The following is a 24,197-nucleotide window of genomic DNA, read 5'->3' on the forward strand; positions in this document are numbered from 1 at the left end:
TATTTATACGGTCCAAAGTTATATAATTTATAATATTAACTTTGTTCCACAATTTGGACAGAAATTAGACCCAGCACTATTTGGAGTTCCACAGTTTGGACAGAATTTAGCTACATTGCCTCCTTGAGGATTTGCATTTTGTTGTGGTTGAGATGGCTGTTGTGGCTGATTATATGATTGTTGATTGTTTTGTTGTTGATTTTGCGCCATTTGATTAGCCATTTGTTGTCCCATCATCATTCCAACTTGCATACCAGCCATATCTGCTGCTATATTTGAGCCATGCCCTCCTGAGTTTTTACCAATTGAATCTGCCATTGCAATCTTAGTGTATTTATCCATATCGTTTACCATACTTTGTGATGCTGCTTTTGTAGCCATTTCTTGTATTTCTTTTGGATAAGATACGCTAGATATTGCAAAATTAGTTATTCCAATTCCTATCTTTTGCATTTCCATATCTAAATCACTTTGTATTCCTTTTGATATTTCATAAGCATTAGCTTGAAGATTGAATATATCTTTTCCTTCTCTTACTATCCATCTCATAAGAGTTTGATCTAACATAGACATTATACGCTCTTTTACGTCATCTATTGTAAATTGTTTTTTAATCCCTGCTATTTTATCTATAAGCAGTCCATAATCTTCTACTTTACAGCAAAACGTACCAAATGATTTAATAGGCATACCACCTGGTAGATTTGGAGCTGGTATATTTATTGCATTTTTTGTTCCCCATTTAACAGTTAATTCTTTAGTATTTACAAATAATACTTCTGCTCTCATCCCACTATTAAATCCAAATTTAAATCCTTTTAATGTAGATAAAAAAGGTACTATTTGTGATTCAATATCAAAGCTTCCTTCGTCTTTGAATATACCTTCTATTTTCCCATTAAACATAAATATTGCATCTTGGCCTGGTCTAATAATTAATTTACTTCCTTTTTTGATTTCTTTATTATCCCATTTCCAAAAAATCATATCATCTCTAAACTGTTCCCACTCTACTACGTTTGACAGTTGATTGCTGAAAAAACCCATATCGTTCCTCCTATTTTTTATGAATTTACATAATATAAAGCTAATATTAATATAATAATTATTACTACAACTATTGCAGTTATTTTAAATACACTCTTTGGATATTCCCCTGATATTACCCCAGATTGACCATTTATTAAAATATGATATTCTTTTCCTTTATAGTAATATGCAGATGAATATATCGGCACTAAAATATGTTTATACGTTTCTCTATCATAGTTTGAACTCATATTCAAACTACTTACTCTATCAAATTTTCTAAGTACATCTCTCTCACACAAATGTCGCATTTCATTTTGCATTTTTTTCTTTGCTTGTATATGTGCATCTTCTAAATCTATTGTATATATTTCTGAACAATATCCAGACATATAATCTGGAGAAAATGAAGATATGTTTTGAGTATTATATACAAGTGAGTTTACTAAACTCAGTTTTAATTTATCGGATGCTCTTACAAGTACATCGTCAAAAAAATTATGCACATAACCCGAAGTAGGATACCATCTCGTTCTAATTTCTGTATGTGTTTCTCCATTATCGTCTTTGTATGTAACTTCATAGTTTTTTCCACCCATAGCGTGATAATGTGCTTTTACATCTGCATCAAATGTCCAAAATGGTATATATATACCTTGAACTTTATCTGATTGATATAGAGTTTTTAATGTATTTGGAGCAAGCCACCTACTTTTTATCCACTTGTGGTATATCTCTCCCGTCTGTAATTTATTAATTCTAAACGGTACAACTCCATCTGGAATTAGTGCATCAAGTTGTTTTTTTGCCAAAACATAATTAGCACCGCAATAAGGACATGTCGTAGCTGTACTCGTTGCATCAACTTCTACAAGGGCTCCACATCCTTCACACTGCATACTAGTAGATTGTTTTTCCTCTGCTTTTATTGAATCCATCGCATGTCGAGTTAGTTTATGCTCTACAATTTTACTGTCATCATGTTCTATTTTAACTTCATTGCCACAACTTGGGCATTTCAAATTTTGCGAAGATGCATCAAATTCCATAACTGCCCCACAGTTTTGGCAATAATATGTTTTTGCAGTATCCATCATATTCCCTTTCCAGTATAGTTAATTAACTTTTATTATTTATCTAATCCTAATTTAGTTTTTAATTTAGCAAGCTCGTCATCTATTGCTGAATTTGAGCTACTTGTTGGCTCATCATACTTAGCCATTAAATCGTCTATATTTTCTTCTTTTTTAGATGAATTTAGTTCTGCCATTGCATTTGCAGTATCTAATTTTTTATTTATCTTAGCTTCCATCTCATCAAATTTAGACATATTCCCCATAGCTCCATTTACACTTGAACCCAATTTATTTAATTTTTCTTGTGTCTGTGCTATTGCCATTTTGGCTTTTAACTCATCTCTTTTTGCATTTAATGATGCTATATCTTTTACTAGTTTATCATGCATCTCTCTCATTTTTGTCGCATTTTCTCTAGCTATATCATAAGTTTGTTGAAGTGAAGTCAATTTTGTATTTAATTCTTCTTTCTTTTCTAAAAATGTTCTTGCATCAGCTTCATTACCTGCTAATAAAGCCTTTTGTGCATAATTTTGCATTTTATCTATAGATTCATTACATTCATTTAATTCTCTTTTTGCTCTAGTTTCTTCAGCCATTACTGCTGCTGTTTCTGCTTTTACTTTTCCTAAGTCACTTTCTAAATTTCTAAGGTATTGATCTATCATTTTATTTGGGTCTTCAACCTTATCTAATAATGCATTAATATTTGAAGACATTATATCTTTAAATCTATTTAAAATTCCAGCCATTGTAAACCTCCTTAAATTTATTTACTATTTATTTTAAGTATATCATAGTATTTTTATTATATACATTAATGGTCATTTGGGCTATAGTTCTAGATTTATTACTTGACTTAATTTTACAACTCCACCTATTGTTATCTTTTTTATAATTCCATTTTCTTTATTTATCTCAGATTCTATTATCCCACCTGGTTGATTTATACTGTATTTACGACTTCCATTTTGTAAATTTTGTTCTAAATAAGCTACTGTCGCCAATGTCCCACTTCCACAACTACTTTCAAAAAAAGTCGTTTCTGTAGCTTTTACATATACAACTGGAGTTATATAATTTTTTAATTTGTCTAAAAACATAACCCCAAATGCCTCAACATCATAATTATTATAGACAGCATTTTTAAATTTTAAAAAATTTTCTTCTGTCGCATCTATATTTTCTGCTATGATATGATTTATTCCTTCAATTATCACTATAGGAAATTCGCCCATTTCGTCTACATATATTTTCTCTATATTCTTTGGTATAGGCATCTCTATTTCTGCTGTTTCTTTATCTAAATCAACATATACATTTAGTATTTTGTCGCTATTTATTTCAACAAGAACATTACCCCTTTTTATTTTATTATTTCTTGCAAATATCATCCCTATACTTCTAGACGCATTTCCACAAAACTCTCCCCCCATCATCTCGAGTTTTATATCTCCGCCTATTGTAGGTTGTTTTACAAATCCAACTTGTTCTGCTTTATAATCAGTATTTTCTAATATATCTTTTGCAACGTTTTTATAGTCTTTTGACTTTATATTATCTAAGACAAAAACTGTTATATTATTTGCTGGATTAGCTAGTACTATACTGTATTTATTTTTTCCATACATAATATATACCCCTTTATATTAAATATTTTTAAATTACATCCCCTATATTTTACATTTATTATATCAGATATATAAACTAAATAAACCACCTTGAACAAGGCGGTTTATTCTTAAATTTATTTCAATGATGCAAAAAAATCTTCATACCAATCTCCCCAATCGTCAATTGGGTAAACAGCTCCCCCATTGCAACTTTTTAATAAATTTGATGCATACTCTTCTCCTATTTGAAACAACTCTCCAACTGTCATTTCATATCCAGCTTCTGTCGCAACTTCACAAAATGCCTGCATTGGGTCTTTAGCAGATTTAGTATCAATTAATTTTTGCTTTAATTTTGGGTCATGTCTAGCTTCTTTTAATATTTGAACTAATTTTTCATTCATATATTTCACCCCTTGAGTTTTTTATGCAACAAATCCACCTACTATTTGTCCACAATAAATTTATGATATATGAAAATAATAGCATTATCACAAAAAAATTACCACCACAGATAAATGTGATGGTAATTAAAATTTTTATAATATTTATAATAATGGTGCAAATACTCTAAGAACAGCTCTAAATAAAGTATCTATTTTTCCACTTGCAAATACATTTGTATTTTCTATTTTTCTACTTTTTGCAATTGTTTCTAATGCATCTTCTTTTATATCTTGAATACATTTTGATTTATATAAAAATACTCCACATTCAAAATGAAGATATAAACTTCTATAGTCGAAGTTTATAGTACCGACAGTCGCTACTTCATCATCAGATACTACTACTTTTGCATGTAAAAATCCTGGTGTATATTCGTAAATCTCTACTCCATTTTCGATTAGTTGATGATAATAAGATCTAGTAAGTTTAAATACTGTCTTTTTGTCCGGTATACCAGGTGTCACAATCTTAACATCAATTCCTCTTTTAGATGCTAAGCAAAGTGCCGTCATCATCTCGTTGTCGATTATAAGGTATGGAGTAAATATATATACGTATTTTTTCGCATTATTTATAAGGTTTAAATATACATTTTCTCCTACGACTTCTTCATCTAATGGTGAATCACCATATGGCTGAATATATCCATCATGTTTTACTAATTGATTTAGATGAACATGTGGTCTAAATTTATTATAATCGTCATCAGTAGGTCTAAATGAATTCCACATATATAAGAACATTGTAGTTAAATTCCAAACACCTTCACCTTTTAACATTATTCCAGTGTCTTTCCAATAACCAAATCTCTCTTTTTTGTTTATATATTCATCTGCTAAATTTATTCCTCCTGTAAATCCAGTATGACCATCAATAACCATTATCTTTCTATGGTCTCTGTTATTCATAGCAAGAGAAATAAACGGAATAAATGGATTAAAGGCCATACATTTAATCCCTCTAGCTTCTAGTATTTTATCGTATTTATAAGGTAGGTTAGATACACATCCCATATCATCGTAAATTAATCTTACATCTAAGCCTTCCTTTGCCTTTTCTTCTAAAATATCTAATATTGTATTCCACATTTCGCCTTCATCGATTATAAAGTATTCCATGAAGATGTAGTGTTTTGCAGCTTTTAATTCTTTTACTATATCTTTAAAGTTTTCTTCTCCACTTTTATAGTAAACTGCACTGGTATTTTCATATATAGGAAATCCCATATGATTTGATAAATACCTTACTTGACCAGCTACTCTTAAATCTTGTTCTTCAATTTCTTTTATTACATTTTTATCTTGAACTCTTATACAATGATTTCTATCGTGTTCTTTTTCTAATTTTCCTCTCATCTTTCTTGTAGGTTTTTTATTACCTAAAAATAGATATAATAATCCTCCAAAGATAGGAAACAATAAAATCGGAATAATCCATGCTATTTTGTATGCTGGGTTATCTTCTTTATTTACTATAAAAAGAACTACTAATATACTAAGTATCATACATATAACGCTCCACACTTGTGAATAGTGGCTAAATTTATTTAACATAAGCAACATATATACGACCTGTATTAAAATCATAAGACCAAATACAAAAACTCTATTGAATATTAGTTTTAAATACTTCATTATGTTCCCCCTTTCAATAAGTTTTTCGTTAAAACTTATCTAATTTCAGTTAGTTTTTACGCTATATTGATTTATTATAACACTTAAATTATTACAAATTTATAAGATATTAAGTAATTGACTATCAGTTCTATATAAGTTCATCATTTTTTAATAAATTGTATAAAGTTGGATTAAAATTAAATTCATTCATCAATTTATTTACTTCGTCTAAAGATTTCTCTATTTTTTGTTTTGAAACATTTCCTTTACTTGCTCTTATTAAGATATTTTTGGGCGAATGAGATATATCTATAAACTCTAAAAGCTGTGTTTTATATCCTACTGCCTCAAGTAAATTTCCTCTAACTGCATCTGTCATTAATGCTGCTACTCTTTCTTGAACTATTCCATATCTAGTAAGTATATTTAAATTTTCTGGTTTCATTTGATGATTTAATTCATGTTGACAACATGGTACTGAGAATATCATTTTAGCATTCCATTTTATTGCATTGTAAAGTGCATAATCTGTAGCTGTATCACATGCATGTAAAGTTATAACCATGTCCACTTTATTGTTATATTTGTATCCGTTTATATCACCTAATTCAAAATGTAAATTATCGTATTTATAACATTTAGCTACTTCATTACATTTTTTAATTACATCTTCTTTTAAGTCTAGACCTATCATTTTAACATTTATTTTTTTAATTTCAACAAAATAATAGTAAAGTATAAATGTTAAGTAAGATTTACCACATCCAAAATCTAATATAGTAAGTTCTTTATAGTCGTTTTTCTTTATTTCATCATCTATAATTTCTACAAATCTATTTATTTGTTTATATTTATCATATTTAGATTTAACAACTTTACCTTCTTTTGTAAAGACACCTAAATCTATTAAAGGTTCTATTATCATACCTTCTTCTAATATATAATTTTTCTTTTTGTTGTGATCTTTATTTACTAAGTTAGAATTGTTGGCGTTTTTCTTGCCTAAGAATACTTTACCCTTTTTAGATATCTTTAAATCAAAAGTATTATTTTCACTCCAAGCAGTCAATTGTTTGTAGCTATTTTCCATATAATCTAAAAGATAGTCGTTTAAGTCTTCGATTTCTATATTTTCATGAAAAACCTGTTTATCAGTGTATTTTTCAACTTGATAATATTGTTTCGTTTTATTTTCTTTTAGATTTATATTTATTTTATTATACTTTTCTTCCTTATTTTTCTTATTACTTATAACTATTTTAAAAACTTGTCCTTCTACTATTTTATCTATAGATTTTATTAAATCTTCCATTTGTTCCTCCTATTTTACATTCATTTTATGTATTTATTTTTAATTCTCCATATTAAGTTACTAGATTATTATTATATCATTTACTTAAAATAATACAATTTATAATTTTTAATTAAATGTAATTCAAAATTATATACATAGCGCTTTCCTAATCACACTTAATATGTTTAACAAAAATTATTTCTTTTTTACGTCTTTAATATAAATTATTTTTTATATCAAAAAACTTTTATATTTAGACATATTATATAATTTTAGCTACTATTTATTTATAGGTATATTATTTTTCAAGTTTATTTATCATTTCAAAACGAATTTTTCTTCAAAAGTATATAAGTTTGTACACCATGTTTTCTATTTTATTTAAAATAGTATATCTCTTTTTCTCTTCTTATATATTTTTAAATTTAGGTATATTAGAAGGTATTTATTTTTTAGTTTTAAATGGTAAGTTTACTTATTTTCTTTTTTCTAATTTCAAAAATTATATTTAGGAGGGGTTTTTATGAAAGACTTAGTAACATCTATTTACAATGTTGTCTGGAGTCAGTGGTTAGTATATTTATGTTTGCTATCAGGAATATATTTTTCTCTAAGAACAAGATTCTCTCAGGTTAGAAATATCAAGGTTATGGTAAAATTGCTTCTTAGTGGAGAAAAATCTGATGAAGGGATTTCTTCTTTTCAAGGTTTTTGTACTGCATTAGCAGGTCGTATAGGTACTGGTAATATTGCCGGTGTTGCAACTGCAATAGCTTGGGGTGGTCCCGGTGCTCTATTTTGGATGTGGGCAATTGCATTTTTAGGTGCAGGTTCAGCATTTGCAGAGTCTACACTAGGACAACTTTATAAAGAACAGCACGAAGGGCAATACCGTGGAGGTCCCGCATATTACATAGAAAAAGGCTTTGGTGAAACAACATTTGCAAAGGCATATGGTCTATTATTTGCAATAGTTACAGTAATAGCGATAGGTGTATTATTGCCAGGAGTTCAATCAAACTCTATAGCTGATGCAGTCAAAAGCTCATTTAATATAAATACAACTGTTACTGCAGTTATATTAGTTGTTTTAACAGGAATAGTTGTCCTTGGTGGTATAAAAAGAATCGGTTCTGCTGCTGAGTTTATAGTTCCTTTTATGGGAGGTCTATATATTTTGATGGCATTGATAATTATAATAGTTAATATCAATCAACTACCACATGTTTTAGCTCAAATATTTAAGGGGGCATTTGGTTTACAAGCGCCTTTTGGAGCTATAGTAGGTTCTACTGTAGCGTGGGGAGTTAAACGTGGAGTTTATTCAAATGAAGCTGGTCAAGGTACTGGTCCACAAGCATCTTCCGCAGCTGAAGTCAACCATCCAGCAGTCCAAGGATTTGTACAAGCATTTTCAGTATATGTAGATACATTATTTGTTTGCTCAGCAACTGGCTTTATGATTCTTATGACAAACTGTTATACAACTTTTAATGAAACTACAAAACAAGTTGTATATAATGCAGGTCAATCATTTACAACAGAGCAAATAGGACCTCAATATACTATCGCTGGTATAAATACTTTAATTCCTGGATTCGGTGGTGCATTTGTAACTATAGCCCTATTCTTCTTTGTATTCACTACATTAATGGCTTATTATTATATTGCAGAAGTTAATTTAACTTATATAATTAAGAAGATTACTGGCGGTAAAAGTTCTAAAATCGCTCAATATTTATTGGTCTTTGTTTTCTTAGGTATGATAGCATTTGGTGCTGTTAAATCTGCCGAATTAGCTTGGACAATGGGTGATATTGGAGTTGGTATGATGGCTTGGTTAAATATAATAGCTATATTAATACTATCTAACCCAGTTATGAAATGCTTCAAAGATTATGAACGACAACTTAAAGCAGGAATTCCAACTACAGAGATAACATTTGATCCTATAAATTTAGGAATAAAAGGTGCTACTTTCTGGGAAGAAAAATGCTCTAATACTAATAAATAATTATTTAATAATAAATACCAAATACCTAAATTATAAGAGCTGATATGAGAAACCATACCAGCTCTTTTTAATTTAAATAAATTTATGAATAACTTACCTCTACTTGTAAAAAATAATAAATATATTTCAATATATTAATTACTCTGGAGGTTTTTATGTATATAAATTTTCAAGAAATAAACCCTATACTAATAAATTCATTGACTAAAAAATTTAATTTAGATCCAAATAAACTAACTATCTTATATAAGATAACAAATATAAAAGAAAATAAATTTGATGAATTTGAAAAATCTATTTTCCCATATTTATTTATAGATAATACTTATTATATCGAATACGAAGATTCAATTTATAAAATAAAAAGCAAACTTGAGTCCTCTACTAAAATATCTACCGAAGATATGATTTCATCTATAAAAATGAAAATAAACAAAAATGATATCTATAAAATGTATAATAACTTAAATTCATTATTTACAATTTTTGAAGATGATTTTCCTCAAAGCCAAGTAAAAATTATGGCTCTTTATGATACTCCAAAACAAAAAACATTAAAATATGCTTATATTAAAGGTTCTCTTTTAGCATAAAAAGGTGTTATTTAAAACACCTTTTTATTATTTTTCTTCTCTTATTTTAGCTTTTTTATTTTTAACTATTATTTCACTATTGTTATTTAAGAAATCTTTGCCTTTTTTATTTAATATATCTACTGTTGAGTAATTATCATATATTTTTATAACGCCTAAGTCGCTATTTTCTATATTTTCTATATTGTTTAAAGCTCCTACTATATCGCCAATTCTTATTTTTTTCTTCTTTCCTATGTTTATATGAATTTTTGTAATTTCTCCACCAAACTTATCTTCATCAGAATTAGTACTTAAACTACTACCTTCTTTTAATTCGTTTACTTTTATTTTATAATCTGCTTTATCTTTTTCATCATGCTCAACTTCTATTAAGTCAATTTCTTGTTTTATATAATCTTTAATTTCTTCGAAGTATTTATAATCTTGCTCTGATACTAAACTAACTGCTACTCCGTCTTTTCCAGCCCTTCCTGTTCTTCCAATTCTATGGACATAAACTTCTTTATCTACTGGAATATCGTAATTTACAACTAAAGATACATCATCTATATGAATACCTCTAGATATAATATCACTACTTATTAATATATTAAATTCATGTTTTTTGAAAGAATCTATTATGTAAAATCTTCTCTCTTGTGATATATCTCCACTAATATGTTCTACTAAAAATCCACTTTCTTTCATTTTTTCATATAGATTTTGGGCTTGTTTTTTTGTATTTGCAAATATAATCGCAGTATCTGGCTTAAATTTATATAATAACGATTCTAAATATTTATATTTTGAGCTGTTTTTTATATCAACTTGTATATATTGTTGAAGTATTTTATTTTGTAGTTTATTTATAGATTCTTTTATTTCGATATAATCATATTCTTTCATATATTCATCACATATATTTTTTAAGTCATCTTCTACTGTTGCTGAGAAAAATGCTTTACATACATTTTTGTCTATATTTTTCATAATTGTATCGATATCTGTTTTGAATCCTTTTGTAAACATTTTATCTACTTCATCTATAACAAAATACTCTAATTTACTTAAGTCTACACTGCCCTTTGTTATATGATCTATCATTCTCCCGGGTGTCGCTACTATAACATTAACACCTTGTTTTAATTCTAATACTTGATTATTAAATGAGTCTTTTCCTAAAATTGCACTGCATTTTATTCTTTTTATTCGTCCTATATTTTCAATTTCTTCTTTTACTTGTAGAGCTAATTCTCTAGTAGGTACAATTACTAATGCTTTTAAATCTTTTTCTAGTGATTTTATTTGATTACATATAGGTATTGCAAATGATGCACTCTTTCCTGTTCCTGTTTTAGATTTAACTAAAATATTATTTTTATCTATTAATTTAGGTATTACTTTATCTTGCACTTCTGTAGGTGTATTGTAATTTAAGATATTTAATGATTTTAAAATCTCCTTATCTAAATTAAATTCATCAAATTTTTTCATTTTATTCTCCTTAAACTAATTCTTTTTCATCTACATATTATATCAAAATACTACTTAATTAAACTTATTATTGTTATTTACTTCAATTGATTTTCTATATGTATTTAAATTATAATTTATTTAATACATATAAATATCTATTTAAATTTGGGGGGATTTTTTATGGATAAGATTTTAAAGGCTTTAGCTCAGTCAAGACCTTTTCACAATTTAAGTGAAGAGACTTTAAGAGAAATAATACCTTTACTAAGAGGTAGTGTAAAGTTTTTTGAGAAAGGTGCTTTACTGATAGATGAAGGCGAATACATAGATTATATCGGGATAATTCTAAGTGGGAAATTAGCAGTATCTAATTTCTACTCTACTGGAGATGAAAGTTTAGTAAATAAACTTGAACCATCTTATTCTTTTGGACTCGAAATTACTTGTACATATGAAAAAATTAGCCCATTTTCAATCTATGCATTGACTGATTCTGAAGTATTTATATTTAATCAAGATGTAATTTTTCAAAAGGGGTTTATATCAGAGGAATATCGATTTTTAATATTAGAAGATGTACTTAAGTTTATTGCTAATGAAAATATGAGAAAATATCATAAGATAAAGATAATATCTCATTATAAACTAAGACAAAAAATTATTGCATATTTATTATTAGAAAAGCAAAAACACAATAGTGATAGATTTACCATACCTTATAATCGCGAAGAGCTTGCAAAATTTTTATGTGTAAATAGAAGTGCTCTTTCTCACGAACTCAGCAATATGCAAAAAGAAGGTCTTATAAAATACAATAAAAATAAATTTGAAATACTTTCTATGAATATATAAATATTAGTATAAATTGCTCCATATTGATATTTAATTTATACATCGTTGGCACAACAACATATTTATATTATTTATTAGTATATAATTATAGATAAGTCATACTATTGATTAATTTAACTTATATTTAGTTTATGTGCATAAACTAGTATTAAATAAAATACCATATCCTTATAATAAAGTTTCACCCCCTAAGTTTTGTGTAACTTAGGGGGTCCTTTGTGTTTAATATTTATGAACAAGTCACGATTTGCTCTTTTATATCTGAATAGATTTGAAGACCTTTCGTGTCATATACTTTTATCACTTCTTGATTTATATTTGAATCTTGTACTATTTGTTTTACTATATTTTCTTTATTTTTAAGTTTACTTTCATTAAATACTACATCACTCTTATTATCAAATAACGCAACATAAAATATACCTGTCTCAACTAAGTCTTGGAAAAAGTGACTTCCATACGACAACTCTGGCATTAAATCTTTATTGCTGTACGCTATTTCACACATAACAGACATATTACATAATTCTGTGAATTTAACAGGAACGCCAAGTGCTGGATTGCTACTTCCCCATCTACCTGGCCCCATAAGCATTGCATTTTTTCCTTTTAGCTTTTTGTTTATTATACCGACTTGTCTAGCAATATTATATTTCTCTACTTCTGGCAATTTTATATATTCTTCAGATGATATAAATACTATATAATCTATTGCAAGTCTCACATTTCCACCCATAAAGTTTCCTTTTGATGAAAATAAACAAGAATTTTTATCTTCTAATTTAGGTAATTCGACAGTCTTTCCAAGTCCTCTTGTTTGGAGCGGTCTACATTGAACAATATTAATTTTAAAATTACCTTGTCTGTCAAAGTTGGCTGTATATTCAATATCGACTGGATAATTGTATTTTGAAGATACAACTTTTAATATTTTTTTCATAGCTTCTGGAAACTTTGTACTTCTCAATAATCTTTCAAAATTCAATATAAATGGTATGTTAGATGTATCTACTCCAACTCTTTGAAGTCTTTCTTCTGTTTCTTTGTCTTTTGAACCAAATAAATTGCTTTGTGTTTTTAAATTGCTTTTTACTGCATCATTTATCTTTATTGTCTCTAATTTATTTTTATTTAAATTTAAGACATCTACATAATGTTGTGAAAATTTTCGTGGGTCTTTCATAGTCATAGCAGGAAGTCTTGTAGGGTCATCTAGGGCAACTATTCTTACATAGTCGTTGTTTACTCTATCTACTGCTCTAGTCCCAAGACCGAATACTAATCTTAACATTCCTGCATCCATATCAATTTTCTTGTTCCAAACATATAAATTTGATGAATTTGCAACACCTGCTATATGAGGGAAGAAGTACTCTCCATAATAATCTCCAGAAACCCTCTGAACAAGTATAGCCATCTGTTCATCTCGTTTATCTAAACCTCGATTTTTTCTATAATTAAGTGCATCATCATTCATAGTGCTCGCATATACAGTTCTTATAGCATCTTCAAATGCTTTTAATCTCTCACTTGGATTTCCTTGGTTTATGCAAAATACGCTATCGTATTTTCCTGCAAATGCATTTCCAAAATTGTCTTCTAATAGAGAACTTGATCTTACAATTATAGGACATTGACCGTAATATTCTAATAAATGCATAAATTGTTCTCTTATCATCTCTGAAAACTTTCCACTTTTCATTCCATCTTGTAATTCTTTTGCGTATTTAAAATACCCTTCATCTGTCTTTTGTTTCATTCTCAAATCCCATAATCCATTTTCAACTATATAAGAATAAAATACATCTGTTCCAATATAAAATGAATCATGTGGCTCTAATATATCTTTAAATTCGTCTTTTGTTTCTTCTGATTTAGATATAATAGCAGTTGCCATAAGCATTCCTATGCTCTTTCCACCTATAAATCCCGTACCTATTTCCCTAGATGCAATTTGGACCATATCGGCTAAAGTAAAATATTGATTGCACATTTTATTTATCTTTGCATCTTTTCCTACTAATATATCTATTAAATTTTGTTTCATTTTATCTTGAGTTAATTTATCTTGTGTTAGAGCTGCTTTTGCTTTGTTGAAGTTTATTCTCCAATAACCTAATCTTTTATTTCTCCAGTCAAAATGAGAAAATAATTTTGATGCTTCACCGCTTGATGTTATTGTTGTAACCTTGTCTCCTTCCACTTTATGTGGAAAGAATAAAATTGGAGTATATCTATCTTCTACTTTTAAAGGATGTATATAGAAATTTCCTTCTACATTATATATATCCATTAAAACTTGCGTTGTCTCTCTTATTTTAGCTATTGTGTCATAAGTATATGAATTTCTTTTTATAGAAAAATATGCAACTGCTCCTATTTTATATAGATATGGACATGTAACTTTAAAAAAGTTAACTGTCATCAAATCAGAATACCATCCTCTTTGAATATATGTAAGACTGTCAAATACATATACTGCATTTTCACTTTGAGTTTTTATTATATTTCTAACCGACATTGTAAATTCTTCAAACCCCTTATCTAAATCAAGTTCAAATAAATTTATAGAATCTATATCGTCTATTATCGGCTCCATCTTTCCAAACTTTATATAGTTTACTTTTTTACCGTCATCTATTGCCTTTTTAGCAAAAGCATTTGCGACATATTTATAGTTATTTATATCCTCGACTTGCCATACAACATTATCTCCAGGATACAATCCTCCCATTATATCGTCAAAACCTTTTATCCCTGTACTAATATTATCCACAAAAACCCCTCCTTTGCAGAAAACCTCTTAATTTAAATTGTATCATATGACATATTTTTATCCTTAATATAAATAAGTATTTATATATTAATCTTATTTTCTAACCTTTATATCTAATTTTTTATTTAAATTAAAAAATACCGCAAAATCAAACCTTGTATTTGCGGTATCTTCATCTAAACTATATTAAAATGTTGTAGAGCATATTCTATTCCATCTTCATCTACATCTTTTGTTATAAAGCTCACGATTTTTGATAAATCCTGTTTTCCATTTGCCATCAAAACTCCATTTGGACAATATTCAAACATAGCAGTATCGTTATAGCTATCTCCAAAAGCATAGCTATCTTCTTTTTCTAAATTAAAATAATCTAATAAAAACTGCATTCCACTTGCTTTTGAATGACCTTTTGGAACAACTTCAAAGAAATTGGCTCCTCTATCTATATAGTCGAAGTCCTCATTTTCTAAGTATTCTACAATATTATCTCTCTTGTCTTCATTTTCTAATGTAAAGCAAAATTTATCAAAAGACATATCTTCACTTTTTAAAGATTTTATTGGAAATCCTCTATCCATAAATAATTTAATTTTATTTTGTTTTTCTGGATTTTCTGTTTCCAAATCCATATATATATTTTCTGTTCCTTCAATAATGACATCTGCTTCATTATCTTTTAAGATATTTAAAATATCAGTGTATTTATTTTTATCGATAGTTTTATAATATAAAACTTTTCCACCGATTTCTATATAAGTTCCACATCCACAAATATATCCATCAAAGCCCATATCTTGAAGTCTTGGCTCAATTAAGGCTCTTGTTCTCCCTGTATTTATAATTGTTATATGGCCATTTTCTTGAGCTCTCTTTAGAGCAGTTTTTGTACTTTCTGGTATCTCCCCACTAGACTCTGAAATTAATGTTCCATCAATATCAAAGAACAATATTTTTCTATTACTCATTTATTTCCTCCTTAAGTGTTTTCCTCTGTCCCCTAAAATTACATTATCTATATCATTTACTATTGTTTCTCTTTCTTCTTGTTTTAAAGAGTCATTTTCATATATTTTTTTACGCAAATCTCTGAGCATATCATTTTTATGCTTTAGTTTTTTATTGTATTTAGCTTCTATTTCACTAAAACTTTGATTCAACTTATTTATAAGAGATGCCATCTCGTCTGAACTCCCGGCTATCCTGTTGAGCAACATTAAGTTTTGTGCTAAAAGGTCGGGAATATCATAGTCATGGCTATATCTGAGTTGATGATCTATTTCTCCATATCCTTCTTCAAAAATAGTTCTTACTTGTATTTCGATTATAGATGAATCGTATTTTGTACCGTATTTAATTAAATAGTGAACTGACCTATATCCTGATATTCTAGACCTTACAGGAATAGATTTTTCTTCAAATGGGGCTACATTGTCACCCTCTCTTATATTCGCTACTATCTCTATTACTTCCCATCTTTCTGTTATAAATTTATGGATTTCTTCCCAGTCTTCTTTAAAAAGATGTATAACACGTATTCCCATTAAATCGGTAATTTCATCTTTATAGTTTTGGATACTAAAATTAAAATTATCACCGTATTTTTCTCTTCTGTCAGGAGTTTTTCTGACTAATTTTTGTAATAACCTTTTTGGATCTTTAACCCTCGTTTTTACAGAATGCACCTTTGGATGTTGCCTCAACACATTTGCAACATAAGTTAATCTAGCATCACAAATATCAATAGATTTTTTATAATCTTGTAGTATGTTATATAAATCAACCCAATTTATATTTAAATCTATTAAATCTTGTGCATCCAAACCGTACATATCTAAAAAATAATTTCTGTCCATATGCCATACTTACCTCCCTAACTAATTTTGCTTATTTAAACTTCTGTCAAGTGAATAGAATTTAATAGTGTTTTTTGCTTTTTTCTCTATATTTAGAAGGTATTATACCTGTTGATGCTTTAAATTGAGATGTAAATGAGCTTGCTTTTTTAAATCCAATTTCTTTAGCTATATCTCTTAAAGAATAGTCTGTTGTTTCTAGTAGTACTTTGGCCTTTGATATTCTTATCTTTATTAAGTAAGAATGTGGCGTTTCTCCGAGCGCCTTTTTAAAAGCAGAGCCAAAGTAATTTTTAGATAACCCTGCTAACTGTGCCATTTCTTCTATTTTTATTTCTTTATTATAATTATGATTTATAAAATCTGCAACTAAATAAATTCCTTTTTGATAACTTTGTTTTTCCTTAAATAGATTGATATCTTGATTATAAGTTGCATTAATTAATTCTCTACAGATAAGATTTGATATCATATCTAGTTTAACTAAGTCTTTTTTATCTCCTTTTTTAAATTCATCTTGGAATATATGCAGGTAAAACTTTAATTCCCTAGATAAATATATAGGATGATTAAATAAATTATCACTACATTTAAGTTCCTGCATTATGTTTTTTAGATAATCTGTATCTATTAGAATACTTGTATAGTCTATGTTAGAGAGATTATATTTTATACCGTGTTTTTGATTGGTTTTAGCTGTATATATATATCCTATTTCTCCAAAGAATATACTGTCTTCATTTACTAGAAAAGGTATTGGGCTGTTTGGAATAAAAAATTCGTATTCATTATGACTATGTAATCTAGATTTTATACATTCATTATCTGAAGGAATAGATTTAGCTATAAATATATTTCTATTATAATAGATATCACAATTCTTATATAATTCCCTTGCTTTTTCATCATAGGAATTGACTATATTTATCATAATATTGCCTCCATTTTCATAATTTGCCCATACACTATAAAACTATACTTTATTCCATACACTTTTCCTTAAACCAGTCCCAATCCATACCATATTTACCTTCAAGTAGCCATTCAGGACATTGCTTGCCATTATAATCTTGATGCTTTTTTAAACCCAAGTCATTTTGATAATTTTTTAAAACTTTATATAGTTCTATAGCATTTAAATAAGCTTGCTGTTGTTTCATTGCATTTGTATACATACATATTTCAATAGAAATTCCAGTTAAATTTCCTTCTTGTGTCCCTTGCGCGTATGCTTGCCAATTTAAAGGAATATTTTGTATTATTTTATCGTATCCTACAGTAATTGTCCACGATGCATTTCTATATTTTGAATAACTTGTTCCCGCATATGGGTCGCTATTTGCATTTTTTAGTGATTCATACATCTGTTCTGCATCAACATCTATACATGCAGTTTGATGTATTACTACATCTGTAGGTTTTATTACCTGTGCTGATATACAAGATCCTTTTTCTAACAATTTATCTGATATTACTTCTGCTCTTCCTATTTTTGTTCCATTTATAAGTACATTATCACTTATATATGATTTTGATGAAGAACCATAACTTAAATTTAATTTACTTATTAATAGACAAATTAAAAATACTATCATTATAAGATAAAAAGTTATATTCTTGTTTTTCTTAAAAAAATCTATATCAATAGATTTCAATTGTCTTTTGCTCATACTAAAATCCCCCATATATTATATTGTATCTCAATTTACATTTTATTTCTCATATATACATAATATCGTGAAAAAATGTTTTTTTCATTTTAAATTCCTTAACTTTTCTTAATTTCAAAAAATAAAAGCCTCCTATTGGAGACCTTCATACTTATCCTCAAAAAATATATTTATTTTTTCTATTACATCACATAGAACTTCTTGTTCTTCATCGTTATAAGAGTTTAATGTTGCTTGTACCATTTCTGTGTGAAAATCTGCATGTATTTTATAAGCATGTTTTCCCTTTTCAGTTAGACTTACTAACACAACTCTTCTATCTTCTTCCGTTCTCGATCTTTCAGCATAACCTTTTTTTATAAGTCTATTAATTGCAGATGTTAGCGTTCCAACTGTTATTCTTAAATCGTTGGCAATTTCTCCCATAGTTCTGTTTCCTTGAGTTCCTATTGCATCGATTGTGTGTATCTCTGTTATAGATAAATCTTTTATCTCAGAACTTTTTAAAACCTTTTCTTCTATATGTAAAATATCATTAAATAATTGCACCAAAAGTGAATTTAATCGTTCCGATCTCTTTTCCATTTTATTTTCTCTCCATATTTATTTTAATCTTAAATGTATTATAATAAATTTTAGAAATAATTTCAATTGATATTATACTTCAAAAAAGTTACCCATTTGTCTAAATTTATTATATCTATTTTGTAATAAATCTTGTTTTTTTATATCAATTAAATTATTTAAATCTGAATTTATGAGTCTTTTTATGTTGTCTGAAACTAAAGAAGGATTTGTATGTGCACCTTCTATTGGTTCATCTATTATATTATCTATTATTCCCAAACTAAGTAAGTCTAAAGCTGTTATTTTCATAACTTCTGCTGCTTCTTTAGTTCTTGATGAATCTTTCCATAAAATTGTCGCAAATCCTTCTGGAGATAAAATAGAGTAAATCGAATTTTTAAGCATATACACCTTATCAGACACACTAAGACCCAATGCCCCTCCACTGCCGCCTTCTCCTGTTATTATTGATATTATTGGTGTTTTTAGTCTACTCATTTCCATTAAATTCTGTGCAATTGCCTGACCTTGACCTCTTTCTTCTGCCCCAACTCCACAATATGCACCTGGTGTATCGACAAAACATATTATAGGTCTATTAAATTTTTCAGCTTGTTTCATAAGTCTTAATGCTTTTCTATATCCTTCTGGATGAACCATACCGAAATTTGTATCTACATTTTCTTTTACATTTTTACCTTTATTAACTCCTATTATTGTTACACTTATTTTATCTATTGATGCAATTCCACCTATTACTGCTTTGTCGTCTCTAAAATTTCTATCACCATGGAATTCAATAAAATCATCGAAAATATTTTCTATATAAAATCGTACGTTTGGTCTTTCTTTATTTCTCGCTATCTCTACAATATTCCATACTTCATTCTTTTTATCCTTCAACATCTATCACCACCTTTAGATATTCTTTTCTTTATATTCCATGTAATTTAAGCACTCTTGATAAATAATTTTTTAAATTTTTTCTATCTACAATATCATCTACAAATCCCTTTTCTAACATAAATTCTGCACTTTGGAAGTCTTCTGGTAATTTCTGATTTATTGTATTTTCAATTACCCTACGCCCTGCGAATCCTAAAATTGCTCCTGGCTCAGAGATTATTATGTCTCCAAGCATTGCAAAACTAGCGGTTACTCCTCCTGTTGTTGGATTTGTTATTACACTTATATACAAAAGTCCTGCTTCATCATGTCTCGCTATTGCTGCAGATGTTTTTGCCATCTGCATAAGTGAAATTATTCCTTCTTGCATTCTAGCTCCTCCAGAAGCAGTAAATATAATAAGCGGAAGTTTATTTTGTGTTGCATATTCTATAATTCTTGTAATTCTTTCACCGACAGCACTTCCCATACTTCCCATCATAAAATTACTATCCATTATTGCAGTTGCTACTTTTTTTGAATTTATATTTCCAACCCCACAAAGTACACCTTCATCTAAATCAGACTTTTGTTCAGCTTTTTTTAACTTTTCTTCATATCCTTGGAATTCTAATGGATTTGTAACTTTTATTTCATGAAACATCTCAATAAAGCTATCTTTATCAAATATTTGATTTATCCTTTCTTTTGCAGATATATTGAAGTGGTAATTACAATTAGGGCATACATAATCATCATTTTTTATATCTTCTAAATAAATTATACTCTTACATTTTTTACAATTTATCCATTTTCCATTTGGTATATTAGGTATAAATTCTTTATCTTTTAGTGGTTTGCTACTAACTGTTATATATTCTTGTTTTCTAAATAAATTTTTAAGCATTATTTCTCACCAACTTTTCTGCTATAAATGATGTATCATAGTTTCCTTTTACAAAATCTCTATTATTTAATATACTGTATTGAAAATCTATATTTGTCTTTACTCCTCCTATTGCAAATTCTCCTAGCGCTCTTTTCATCTTTATTATTGCTTCATCTCTAGTAGCGCCATATGTTATCATCTTTCCTATCATTGAGTCGTAGTATGGAGGTATTTCATATCCAGAATAAATTGCACTATCAACTCTAACCCCTGGACCTGATGGTATATATAATTCTTTTATAAGTCCTGGAGATGGTCTAAAATTATTATCTGTGTCTTCGGCATTTATTCTGCATTCAATTGCATTTCCACTTATACAAATATCATCTTGAATCAAATCTAATTTCTTTCCCGATGCTATTTTTAATTGTTCCTTAACTATATCTACCCCTGTAACCATTTCAGTTATAGGATGTTCAACCTGAATTCTAGTATTCATTTCCATAAAGTAAAAACTGCAATCTTTATCCACAAGAAATTCTATTGTCCCTGCATTTTTATAATTTACAGCCTTTGCTGCACATTTTGCAACCTCTCCCATTTTTTCTCTAAGTTTTGGATTTAAAAAAGTAGATGGTGCTTCTTCTAGCACTTTTTGATTATTTCTTTGAAGTGAACATTCTCTTTCGCCTAGATGAATTGTATTTCCATATTCATCAGCTAAAATTTGAAATTCTATATGTCTTGGTTTTTGTATAAATTTTTCTATATAAATTCTATCATCTGAAAAACATGCTTTTGATTCTAACTTTGCAGCGTTATAGTTGTGTTCAAATTCATCTTCTTCATTTACTATTCTAATTCCTTTTCCACCACCGCCAGCAGCTGCCTTTATCATTACTGGAAAACCAATTTCCTTTGCTATTTCAAGTGCTTGTGAAACTGAAGTTATTTCACCTTCATATCCGGGAACTACAGGTACATTTGCTTTTTTCATAACTTCTCTTGCTTTAGCCTTATTTCCCATAAGTTCTATAATCTTATAATCTGGTCCTATATATTTTATATTGCACTCTTCACACATCTTTGCAAATTTAGGATTTTCAGATAAAAAACCAAACCCTGGATGAATCCCTTCACACCCAGTAAGCACACATGCACTTAGTATATTAGTCATATTCAAATAACTATCTTTACTTTGCGCTCCCCCTACACAAACTGCTTCATCTGCCATCTGTGTATGAAGTGCATATTTATCAGCTTCTGAATAAATCGCAACTGTAGATATACCAAGTTCTCTACATGCACGTATTATTCTAACTGCTATTTCTCCTCTATTTGCTATTAAAATTTTCTTTAGCATCTTATCACCTACCCAATTGCAAACATTATTTCACCTTGGCAAACTACCTTTCCATCTACACTTGCATACCCAGTTCCAACTCCTATAGATCCTCTTAATTTTGTTATCTCAATTTCTAAATCTAATCTATCCCCAGGCATTACTTGTTGCTTCCATCTTACTTTGTCTGCTCCAACTAAAAAACCTATTTTCCCTTTGAATTCTTCTTTTGAAAGAATACAAATAGCACCCATTTGTGCCAAAGCTTCTAATATCAAAACTCCTGGCATTACTGGATAATCTGGAAAATGTCCGTTGAAAAATTCTTCATTTATAGATATATTTTTAAACCCTTTTGCTCTTTTTCCTTCTTCAACTTCTTCTACTCTGTCTATCATTAAAAATGGATATCTATGTGGTAAAATTTCTTTTATTTCTTTTGTTCCTAACATAATTTTCTCCTATAATTTTTTCACCTTAAATAATTCTTGTCCATATTGGACCATCTTGCCCTCTTGTGCCATAATCTCAACTATCTCACAATTAAATTCAGCATTTATTTCATTCATCAATTTCATTGCTTCGACTATGCAAACTATATCACCTTTGCTTACCTTGTCCCCTTTTTGAACAAAAGACTCTGCATCAGGTGATGATTTTGAATAAAATGTACCAACTATTGGCGATTTTATAAAATCTATATTTTCTTCTAATTGTGACTTGTTCGTCATATTTTCATTTTCTTTAATATTTATTTTTGAAGAAATTGCATTGTTATGTTGTTTTTCTTCCTTATTTTCTATTGCTGAAACTTCATTTTGTATTTTATTAGATACATAATCTCTAGACATACTCTTGTCTATTTTTATATATCCATCTTCATTTTCCAATTCAAAATAAGCTAATTTTGAATCGTCTAAAATAGAAATTAATTCTTTTACTTCAATAAAATTCATAGCGTCCTCCGATTAATCCCACTTTTTAAATAATAGACATGCATTATGTCCTCCAAATCCAAGTGAATTGTTAAGAGCATATTTTAAATCTTTATATCTTCCTTTGTTTGGAACATAATCCAAATCTAATTCTTCTTCACTTTCTGTATAACCTATTGTTGGAGGTATAAAACCTTCATTTAATGCTCTTACACATATTATTGATTCAACTGCTCCCGCTGCACCTAATAAATGACCTATCATTGATTTTGTCGATGATATTGGTATATTTTTCGCATCTTCTCCGAAAGCATTTTTTATAGCTCTAGTTTCATATAAGTCATTGTAGTAAGTAGATGTCCCATGTGCATTTATGTATGAAACATCGTTCATTTTTACATTTGCTTCTTTGACTGCATTTTTCATCGCATTTGCTGCAGCTACTCCTTCTGGTGATGGAGAAGTTATATGATATGCATCACATGTTGAACCATATCCAACGATTTCTGCAAGTATATTTGCTCCTCTTTTTTTAGCATGTTCTAAACTTTCGATTACTAATATTCCAGCACCTTCTCCCATTACAAAGCCTCCTCTATCTTTATCAAATGGAATTGATGCTTTAGTTTTATTTTTGCTAGTTGATAATGCCCTCATATTTGTAAAACCAGCAATTGCAATTGGTGTGATTGATGATTCACAACCACCAGTTATTGCTATATCAGCATAACCATCTTTTATATGTCTGTATGCATCTCCTATACTATTAGTTCCCGTTGCACAAGCTGTTACTACTGATGTACACATTCCTCTAGCCCCAAATTTAATTGCGATGTTTGCTGCTGCTGCATTTATTATAGTCATTGGTATATACATTGGTGATATTCGTTTTATCCCCTTAGTATGTAACGTTTTGAATTCTTTTTCATTAGTATTAAATCCACCAATACCTGAACCTACTATAACTGCAAATCTGTCTTTATCTATTTGATTTAAATCTAATTTTGCATTTTCAACCGCCTCCATACTTGCAATCAGTGCGTATTGAGTAAATTTATCTAATCTTCTACATTCTTTTTTATCTAAAAATTTTTCTATGTCTAAGTTCTTTACTTCTCCCGCAAATTTCACATCTAATCCTTCTGTATCGATTGATTTTATTGTATCTATTCCTAATTTTCCAGATTTGGCATTTTCCCAAAACTCAGTCTCTGTATTTCCAATTGGAGTTACAGCCCCCATTCCTGTTATAACTACTCTATTTTTCATTTAATCCTCCCGTTTT

General features: G+C 28.5%; 23 protein-coding genes. 3 read left to right on the forward strand and 20 right to left on the reverse strand.

What is annotated here, in order from left to right; all coding sequences use genetic code 11:
* Nucleotides 1-27 precede the first annotated feature (27 nt).
* The 7 genes from ABCM86_RS10880 to ABCM86_RS10910 all read right to left on the reverse strand — a co-directional run bounded on the left by ABCM86_RS10880 (nucleotide 28) and on the right by ABCM86_RS10910 (nucleotide 7,093).
* On the reverse strand, nucleotides 28-1,047 hold the full coding sequence (locus tag ABCM86_RS10880) for an SPFH domain-containing protein (protein WP_295733208.1): 1,020 nt from the start codon (nucleotides 1,045-1,047) through the stop codon (nucleotides 28-30).
* 17 nt (nucleotides 1,048-1,064) lie between these two features.
* The gene (locus ABCM86_RS10885; RefSeq protein ID WP_343003993.1) at nucleotides 1,065-2,123 is read right to left on the reverse strand and encodes a hypothetical protein; all 1,059 of its coding nucleotides are present in this window, start codon (nucleotides 2,121-2,123) and stop codon (nucleotides 1,065-1,067) included.
* A gap of 35 nt (nucleotides 2,124-2,158) precedes the next feature.
* A complete protein-coding gene (locus tag ABCM86_RS10890) occupies nucleotides 2,159-2,857 on the reverse strand; it encodes a PspA/IM30 family protein (RefSeq protein ID WP_295576122.1) in 699 nt (232 codons plus the stop codon).
* 81 nt (nucleotides 2,858-2,938) lie between these two features.
* A complete protein-coding gene (locus tag ABCM86_RS10895; protein WP_195930936.1) occupies nucleotides 2,939-3,736 on the reverse strand; it encodes a hypothetical protein in 798 nt (265 codons plus the stop codon).
* A 116-nt stretch (nucleotides 3,737-3,852) separates the two neighbouring features.
* On the reverse strand, nucleotides 3,853-4,122 hold the full coding sequence (locus tag ABCM86_RS10900; RefSeq protein WP_195930935.1) for a Nif11-like leader peptide family natural product precursor: 270 nt from the start codon (nucleotides 4,120-4,122) through the stop codon (nucleotides 3,853-3,855).
* Nucleotides 4,123-4,266: 144 nt separating this feature from the next.
* Nucleotides 4,267-5,799 carry a cardiolipin synthase gene (gene cls / locus ABCM86_RS10905; RefSeq protein WP_295675389.1) on the reverse strand — a complete coding sequence of 511 codons (1,533 nt, stop codon included), beginning with the start codon at nucleotides 5,797-5,799 and terminating at the stop codon, nucleotides 4,267-4,269.
* 130 nt (nucleotides 5,800-5,929) lie between these two features.
* On the reverse strand, nucleotides 5,930-7,093 hold the full coding sequence (locus tag ABCM86_RS10910) for an SAM-dependent methyltransferase (protein ID WP_343003994.1): 1,164 nt from the start codon (nucleotides 7,091-7,093) through the stop codon (nucleotides 5,930-5,932).
* Between the two features lie 505 nt (nucleotides 7,094-7,598).
* Between ABCM86_RS10910 and ABCM86_RS10915 the strand changes: the two genes are divergently transcribed.
* Entirely contained in the window at nucleotides 7,599-9,089 is a 1,491-nt protein-coding gene (locus ABCM86_RS10915) for an alanine/glycine:cation symporter family protein (RefSeq protein ID WP_295675391.1), read from the forward strand.
* A gap of 155 nt (nucleotides 9,090-9,244) precedes the next feature.
* Nucleotides 9,245-9,682 carry a hypothetical protein gene (locus tag ABCM86_RS10920; RefSeq protein ID WP_295576126.1) on the forward strand — a complete coding sequence of 146 codons (438 nt, stop codon included), beginning with the start codon at nucleotides 9,245-9,247 and terminating at the stop codon, nucleotides 9,680-9,682.
* A 27-nt stretch (nucleotides 9,683-9,709) separates the two neighbouring features.
* Here the strand turns inward: ABCM86_RS10920 and ABCM86_RS10925 are convergent, their stop codons facing one another.
* The gene (locus ABCM86_RS10925; RefSeq protein ID WP_343003995.1) at nucleotides 9,710-11,158 is read right to left on the reverse strand and encodes a DEAD/DEAH box helicase; all 1,449 of its coding nucleotides are present in this window, start codon (nucleotides 11,156-11,158) and stop codon (nucleotides 9,710-9,712) included.
* 162 nt (nucleotides 11,159-11,320) lie between these two features.
* Between ABCM86_RS10925 and ABCM86_RS10930 the strand changes: the two genes are divergently transcribed.
* A complete protein-coding gene (locus ABCM86_RS10930; protein WP_295576128.1) occupies nucleotides 11,321-11,992 on the forward strand; it encodes a Crp/Fnr family transcriptional regulator in 672 nt (223 codons plus the stop codon).
* 229 nt (nucleotides 11,993-12,221) lie between these two features.
* Here the strand turns inward: ABCM86_RS10930 and ABCM86_RS10935 are convergent, their stop codons facing one another.
* The 12 genes from ABCM86_RS10935 to fabF form a co-directional block, all read right to left on the reverse strand.
* Nucleotides 12,222-14,768, reverse strand: a complete 2,547-nt coding sequence (locus ABCM86_RS10935) for a PEP/pyruvate-binding domain-containing protein (RefSeq protein WP_295733219.1) — start codon at nucleotides 14,766-14,768, stop codon at nucleotides 12,222-12,224.
* Nucleotides 14,769-14,944: 176 nt separating this feature from the next.
* Nucleotides 14,945-15,736 (reverse strand): Cof-type HAD-IIB family hydrolase, encoded by a 792-nt coding sequence (locus tag ABCM86_RS10940; RefSeq protein ID WP_295733221.1) that lies wholly within the window; start codon nucleotides 15,734-15,736, stop codon nucleotides 14,945-14,947.
* On the reverse strand, nucleotides 15,737-16,624 hold the full coding sequence (locus tag ABCM86_RS10945; protein ID WP_195930683.1) for a RelA/SpoT domain-containing protein: 888 nt from the start codon (nucleotides 16,622-16,624) through the stop codon (nucleotides 15,737-15,739).
* A gap of 61 nt (nucleotides 16,625-16,685) precedes the next feature.
* Nucleotides 16,686-17,555, reverse strand: a complete 870-nt coding sequence (locus tag ABCM86_RS10950) for an AraC family transcriptional regulator (RefSeq protein WP_343003997.1) — start codon at nucleotides 17,553-17,555, stop codon at nucleotides 16,686-16,688.
* A 49-nt stretch (nucleotides 17,556-17,604) separates the two neighbouring features.
* A complete protein-coding gene (locus tag ABCM86_RS10955) occupies nucleotides 17,605-18,294 on the reverse strand; it encodes a peptidoglycan recognition family protein (RefSeq protein ID WP_343003998.1) in 690 nt (229 codons plus the stop codon).
* A gap of 132 nt (nucleotides 18,295-18,426) precedes the next feature.
* Nucleotides 18,427-18,879, reverse strand: a complete 453-nt coding sequence (locus tag ABCM86_RS10960; RefSeq protein ID WP_295734577.1) for a MarR family transcriptional regulator — start codon at nucleotides 18,877-18,879, stop codon at nucleotides 18,427-18,429.
* Nucleotides 18,880-18,951: 72 nt separating this feature from the next.
* Nucleotides 18,952-19,767 carry an acetyl-CoA carboxylase carboxyltransferase subunit alpha gene (locus ABCM86_RS10965; RefSeq protein ID WP_295734576.1) on the reverse strand — a complete coding sequence of 272 codons (816 nt, stop codon included), beginning with the start codon at nucleotides 19,765-19,767 and terminating at the stop codon, nucleotides 18,952-18,954.
* A gap of 28 nt (nucleotides 19,768-19,795) precedes the next feature.
* Complete coding sequence (gene accD / locus ABCM86_RS10970) at nucleotides 19,796-20,653, reverse strand: acetyl-CoA carboxylase, carboxyltransferase subunit beta (RefSeq protein ID WP_343003999.1); 858 nt, start codon at nucleotides 20,651-20,653, stop codon at nucleotides 19,796-19,798.
* Nucleotides 20,646-21,998: an acetyl-CoA carboxylase biotin carboxylase subunit gene (locus ABCM86_RS10975; RefSeq protein WP_295734572.1), complete on the reverse strand. Its 1,353-nt coding sequence runs from the start codon at nucleotides 21,996-21,998 to the stop codon at nucleotides 20,646-20,648. The genes accD and ABCM86_RS10975 overlap by 8 nt, the downstream gene beginning before the upstream one ends.
* Nucleotides 21,999-22,006: 8 nt before the next feature.
* The gene (gene fabZ / locus ABCM86_RS10980) at nucleotides 22,007-22,429 is read right to left on the reverse strand and encodes a 3-hydroxyacyl-ACP dehydratase FabZ (RefSeq protein WP_195930676.1); all 423 of its coding nucleotides are present in this window, start codon (nucleotides 22,427-22,429) and stop codon (nucleotides 22,007-22,009) included.
* 9 nt (nucleotides 22,430-22,438) lie between these two features.
* Entirely contained in the window at nucleotides 22,439-22,933 is a 495-nt protein-coding gene (gene accB / locus ABCM86_RS10985; protein WP_343004002.1) for an acetyl-CoA carboxylase biotin carboxyl carrier protein, read from the reverse strand.
* Between the two features lie 12 nt (nucleotides 22,934-22,945).
* The gene (fabF, locus tag ABCM86_RS10990; RefSeq protein ID WP_343004003.1) at nucleotides 22,946-24,181 is read right to left on the reverse strand and encodes a beta-ketoacyl-ACP synthase II; all 1,236 of its coding nucleotides are present in this window, start codon (nucleotides 24,179-24,181) and stop codon (nucleotides 22,946-22,948) included.
* Nucleotides 24,182-24,197 lie beyond the last annotated feature (16 nt).

This window comes from Clostridium sp. 2218st1_F5_2218SCRN_220325, from assembly GCF_039062665.1.
Lineage (GTDB): Bacteria > Bacillota > Clostridia > Peptostreptococcales > Peptostreptococcaceae > Intestinibacter.